The organism is Nevskia soli, from assembly GCF_903970205.1.
GTDB lineage: Bacteria > Acidobacteriota > Terriglobia > Bryobacterales > Bryobacteraceae > Bog-113.
This window is the reverse complement of record NZ_CAJCHS010000328.1, coordinates 1-5,037: the sequence shown is the minus strand read 5'-3', so window position 1 is coordinate 5,037 and position 5,037 is coordinate 1. Positions and strand designations below refer to the sequence as shown.

Annotated in this window: 5 protein-coding genes; all 5 read right to left on the bottom strand. The window is 57.6% G+C overall.

Annotated elements, in window-relative coordinates; all coding sequences use genetic code 11:
• A partial coding sequence (locus H1Y01_RS14355) for an ABC transporter permease (protein ID WP_180541200.1) occupies positions 1 to 1,019 on the bottom strand: 1,019 nt, incomplete at its 3' end.
• Positions 1,020 to 1,026: 7 nt separating this feature from the next.
• Positions 1,027 to 2,160 carry an ABC transporter permease gene (locus tag H1Y01_RS14350; protein WP_180541199.1) on the bottom strand — a complete coding sequence of 378 codons (1,134 nt, stop codon included), beginning with the start codon at positions 2,158 to 2,160 and terminating at the stop codon, positions 1,027 to 1,029.
• Complete coding sequence (locus H1Y01_RS14345; protein WP_180541198.1) at positions 2,157 to 3,110, bottom strand: ABC transporter ATP-binding protein; 954 nt, start codon at positions 3,108 to 3,110, stop codon at positions 2,157 to 2,159. The genes H1Y01_RS14350 and H1Y01_RS14345 overlap by 4 nt, the downstream gene beginning before the upstream one ends.
• 2 nt (positions 3,111 to 3,112) lie before the next feature.
• A complete protein-coding gene (locus H1Y01_RS14340) occupies positions 3,113 to 4,042 on the bottom strand; it encodes an ABC transporter ATP-binding protein (protein WP_180541197.1) in 930 nt (309 codons plus the stop codon).
• Between the two features lie 8 nt (positions 4,043 to 4,050).
• The coding region (locus H1Y01_RS14335) for an HlyD family secretion protein (RefSeq protein WP_180541196.1) at positions 4,051 to 5,037 on the bottom strand (987 nt) is incomplete at its 5' end.

Sequence of the window (5,037 nt, the reverse complement as noted above, 5' to 3'; positions counted from 1 at the left end):
TCCACGAAGTATCGCAGCGGGTTCAGGTAAGTCAGATACTGCACGGCTATCGGCATGTTACGAATCGGAAACGAGAATCCGCTTAGCATGAACGTCGGCGTCGCAAAGAAGAAGCTCGACATCACCGCCTGCTGCTGCGTCCGCGAGATGGTCGAGATGAATAGACCCGTCCCCAAACTTGTCAGCAGAAAGAACGCCGAGCAAGTTAGCAGAAACAAGAAGCTGCCGCGGAACGGTACGCGGAACCAGAGCAGCGCGACTGTAGTTACCAAAGTCACGTCGATGAGTCCGACTAAGGCAAACGGAAGCGTCTTACCAATCATCAGCTCCAGCGGCCGGATCGGCGTCACCATCAATTGCTCCATCGTCCCGATCTCTTTCTCGCGGACAATGGCCATCGCCGTAAGCATGACTGTCACGACCATAATCAGATTCGCCATCACACCGGGGACGTAGTAATTGCGGCTCGCTAAGTCGGCATTGAACCAGACTCGCGCACGCGGCTCAATCGTTGAACTCTTCATACTTACCGTGCCGGGTGAAACCGTCATCAGCCGCCGCTGTTGCGCTTGCTGCACCAGAGTCTGGTCGAAATTCGCCACGATCTCATTCGCGTAGTTCGAGATCAGCGAAGCGGTGTTCGAATTGGTTCCATCGATCAGCACCTGGACCCCGGCCTCGTTCCCGCGGGAAACATTACGCTCGAAGCCCGGCAACACCCGCACGACACAGAGAACTTTGCCGCCATCCATCAGGTTCGCGATGTCGCTCTCGCTGGTCGCGATGTGAGTAATGTTGAAGCGTCCCGATCCGCGGAAATGATCGACGAGTTCGCGGCTCATGGGCGTACCGTCCTGGTCCATGATCGCAGTACTAACGTTGTCAACGTCCAGGTTCACCGCGTATCCGAAGATGATCAGTTGGACCAGCGGCGGAATAAACAGCGCCGTCCGCATGCGCCGGTTGCGAAGAACCTGGTAGAACTCTTTGCGGATGATTTGTACAATGCGTTCCCACATAAATTCCTCAGGCGAGCTTTTGCCGCAGCTTTAGAGTTGCAAGTACAAAGACAAGAAGGCTGAAACCAATCAGAAACGCGCAATCCACCCATAAGACTTGCAGCCCGACGCCGCGCAGGAAGATTCCTTTCAAGATGGTCACGAAGTATCGCGCCGGCACAAAGTGCGTCAGGACTTGAATCCACCACGGCATGTTCTCGATCGCGTAGAGAAATCCGGAAAGCAGAAACGATGGTAGAAACGAAGTTACGATTCCTAACTGGTAAGCCAGTAACTGCTGCTTCGTGATTGCCGAGAGTAAGATCCCCCAACATAGAGCGCCGAATAGGAAGATACACGAAGTCGCGGCCAGCAGCAGAAAGCTCCCGCGGAAAGGCACCTGAAAGAGGAAAAGCCCCACGACTACCGCGATCACCGTATCGATCGCACCCACAAGGAAGTAAGCCGACATCTTACCCAGCACCAATTCCGCGGGACGGACGGGTGTCGACATCAGCTGTTCCATGGTCCCCATTTCCCACTCTCGAGCGATGGTAAGCGAAGTAAGCAGCGCTGAGATCAGCATCAGCATAACCGCGATCAATCCCGGAATTACATAGTTCTTCGACTCCAGCGTCGCGTTGTACCAGATGCGCATCTGCGCGTCGATGGGCACATTGACCTGGAAGCCTGCGTGTTGGTTCTGCGCGGCGTTTCGTACCTGGAGCGAGTAAGTGCGTACGACCGAGTTCACATAGCCAAGCGCAATCGAGGCGGTGTTGGAATCGCTCCCATCAATTAAGATCTGCACGCTTTCGTTCTGGTCGCCGGCTATGTTCTCGCCGTATCGGGCCGGGATCACCACGCCCATGAAGATCTTATTGCGATTGATCCCCTTCTCGATCGTGGCGTAGTCGCGCGGATAGCCTTCAATCTCGAAAAACCGGGAGCTGGCGAACTTCTGGATCAGTTCGCGGCTTTGGGCCGAATTGTCCTGGTCGTAAATCAACGTGGGAATACGATCGACATCCAGCGTCAGCGCGTAGCCGAACAGCATCAGCATGAGCATCGGCTCCGCCAGAGCCATCAGCAGACTGCGCGGATCGCGCAGAATATGTTTGATCTCTTTGCGGATGACCGCCCGCACGCGCCGGAAGTTCATGCTTTTTTGCGCTCCTCGTTTTCGATCAGCGACACAAACAGATCCTCCATCGACGGCGGAATCGAATCCATCTTGTGGATGTCGATGCCGTTCGAAGTGATCTTTTGCCGAATGCGGTCGACCGTGGCGCCCATGTCGGTCACCGTTACGTGCAACCCGGCGCCGAACACGGCAACCTCAAGGACGCCCGGCTCGCCGGCGAGCAGCTTCATGGTGGGAACCAGCGCCGAAGTCTCGATCTGCAACAGGCGGTGCGAATACATGTCGCGCTTCAAATCGGCCGGGACGCCCATCGCGATAATCTTGCCCGCATGCATTAGCGCCAGCCGGTGGCAGTACTCCGCTTCTTCCATGTAGTGCGTGGTAACGAAAACCGTTTGTCCCGCGCCGGAAAGCTGGTAAATCAGATCCCAGAAGTCGCGCCGCGCGATCGGGTCGACCCCGGAAGTCGGCTCGTCGAGAAATAGAATTGCCGGCTCATGAATGATGGCGCAGCCGAGCGCCAGGCGCTGCTTCCAGCCACCGGGCAGCAGAGCGGTCATCGTGTTGGCGCGTTCTTCCAGCGCCGCCATTTTCAGCGCGTACGCCTTACGCGCCGGCCGCCTCTCTTTGGGCACGCCGTAAATACCGCTGAAGAAATCGATATTCTCGGCAACGGTCAAATCGTTATACAGCGAGAACTTCTGCGACACATAGCCAAGGTTCTTGCGGATGGCTTCGGGATCTTTGGCCACATCGATCCCGCCGACAATCGCCGTTCCCGAGTCGGGCGTCAACAAGCCCAGCAGGATGCGGATGGCCGTCGACTTACCCGCGCCGTTCGGTCCCAGAAATCCGAAGATTTCGCCCTTCTTGACATGGAAAGTGATGTGGTCGACCGCGACAAATTTGCCGAAGACCTTGGTCAGGTTTTCGACTTCCACCGGGAGCGCGCTGTTGAATACCGCCATCGCTAATTCACCCTCCCCGCTTCCTGTTCCGTCTTATGGATCATGGCGATGAACACGTCTTCGACCGACGGGGTGATGATCTTGTAGTCGCTTCCAACGGCCGGATCGCGCAGCAAATCGGCCGCCACGCCTTCCTTCAGAAACACATGCAGCGCGACGCCGAAGGGTTCCACGCTCAACACGCGCTCATCGCGATGCAGGTTCTCGCGCAAGCCGCGCGTGTCCGGGGCGGTAACTTCGTAACAAGTCTCGACCATGTCGTTCTTCAACGATTCCGGGGACTCGCAGCGAATCAGTTTGCCGCGATTCATCAGACCGACGCGGTTGCAGCGCTCCGCTTCGTCCAAATACGCCGTCGTCACGAATACGGTGACGCCTTCTTCCACCAGTTGATAAAGAATCGCCCAGAATTCGCGGCGCGATACGGGATCTACGCCGTTCGTCGGCTCGTCGAGGAAGAGAATCTTCGGCCGATGCAACAGCGTACACATCAGCGCCAGTTTCTGCTTCATGCCCCCCGAAAGCCGGCCCGCCTGCCGGCCCTGAAACGGATCCATGCGCGTCATTCGCAACAGCCCCGGACTCAGTTCATCGCGCACCGCTTTCGAGACGCCAAACAGGTCCGCGTAGAACTGCATGTTCTCGGCAACGGTCAGGTCCTGATACAGACCGAAGCGCTGCGCCATGTAGCCGATCTCGTCCTTCACCAGCTCCATGTGCTTCACGACATCGTGGCCGGCGACCGTGGCAGATCCGGATGTCGGATTCATCAGCCCGCACAGCATGCGCAGGGTCGTTGTCTTGCCGGCGCCGTCGGGACCGACAAGCCCGAAGATTTCGCCCTGGCTGACGCTAAGATTCAGCCGGTCGACTGCAACGAGTGCGTCGAACCGGCGCGTCAGCTCGCGGGTTTCAATAATGGGGGCGTCCATTGGCGGCGCTACTTCGCCACGTCGATATCCGCATCCGCCGGCATGTTCGCTTTTAACTCATGCTGCGGATTATCGATATCGATCTTGATGCGGTATACCAGCTTCACGCGCTCTTCGGTGGTCTGGATCTGCTTCGGCGTGAACTCCGCTTCGGATGAGATAAACGCGACCCTGCCGTTGAATGTTTTCCCCGCCGCCGCGTCGGTCCGCACCGTCACGTGAGCTCCGATCTTCACTCGCGACAGATCCGGTTCCTTGATGTAAGCGCGCAGCCATGGATGGTCCAGGTCGCCAACCGTGACGACTGAAGTTCCGGGGGCGATCACTTCGCCGACATCCGTACTCTTGACGAGCACAACGCCGTTGATGGGTGAGATCGCAGTCGTATCCGCCAACTGCGAGTCGATCAAAGCAATCTGCGCTTTCTCGCGGTCGATCTCCGCTTCTTTCGCGGCGATGTCCTCCTGGCTCCGTTTCACGTTCAACACATTCGCTTCTCCACCCCGCACATTCGCCTTGGCGTGAATCACCTGCGCCTGCGCCTGATCGAGGTCTTCTTTGCGCGAGCCTTCTTTCAACAGCGCTTCGTGCTGGCGCGCCTGATCGAGATTGGCTTGGGCACTATCGAAAGCTTTCTTCGATTGCTCATACTGCGACGTGGAGATGTCGTCGTCTTTATGGAGTTGTTGCGAACGCTCCCAGTCGCTCTTCGCCCGCTGGTATTCGGCTTCAGCGGCTGCGGTGGATGCGGCGGCTTCGGCAAGCTCCTGGGGCCGCGATCCGGCTTTCAGTTCGTCCAATTTGGATTGGTAGCTGGTAAGGTCGGCTTTCCGGCTATCGAGATCCGCCGACGTGGACTCGGTTTGCATCTCGAGCGAAGTGCGCGATTGCGCCAACTGCGCCTCATCTTCAGCCAGCGTGGCAACTTCGCGATCGCGCTGCCGCAGCAGCTGATCTTTATCCAGTCGCGCAATGACCTCGCCTTTCGTCACGTT

What these genes read in the sequence shown, in the direction of transcription:
- H1Y01_RS14350 (WP_180541199.1), bottom strand. Translation starts at nt 2,160, where the DNA reads ATGAACTTCCGGCGCGTGCGGGCGGTCATCCGCAAAGAGATCAAACAT.
- H1Y01_RS14345 (WP_180541198.1), bottom strand. Translation starts at nt 3,110, where the DNA reads ATGGCGGTATTCAACAGCGCGCTCCCGGTGGAAGTCGAAAACCTGACC.
- H1Y01_RS14340 (WP_180541197.1), bottom strand. Translation starts at nt 4,042, where the DNA reads ATGGACGCCCCCATTATTGAAACCCGCGAGCTGACGCGCCGGTTCGAC.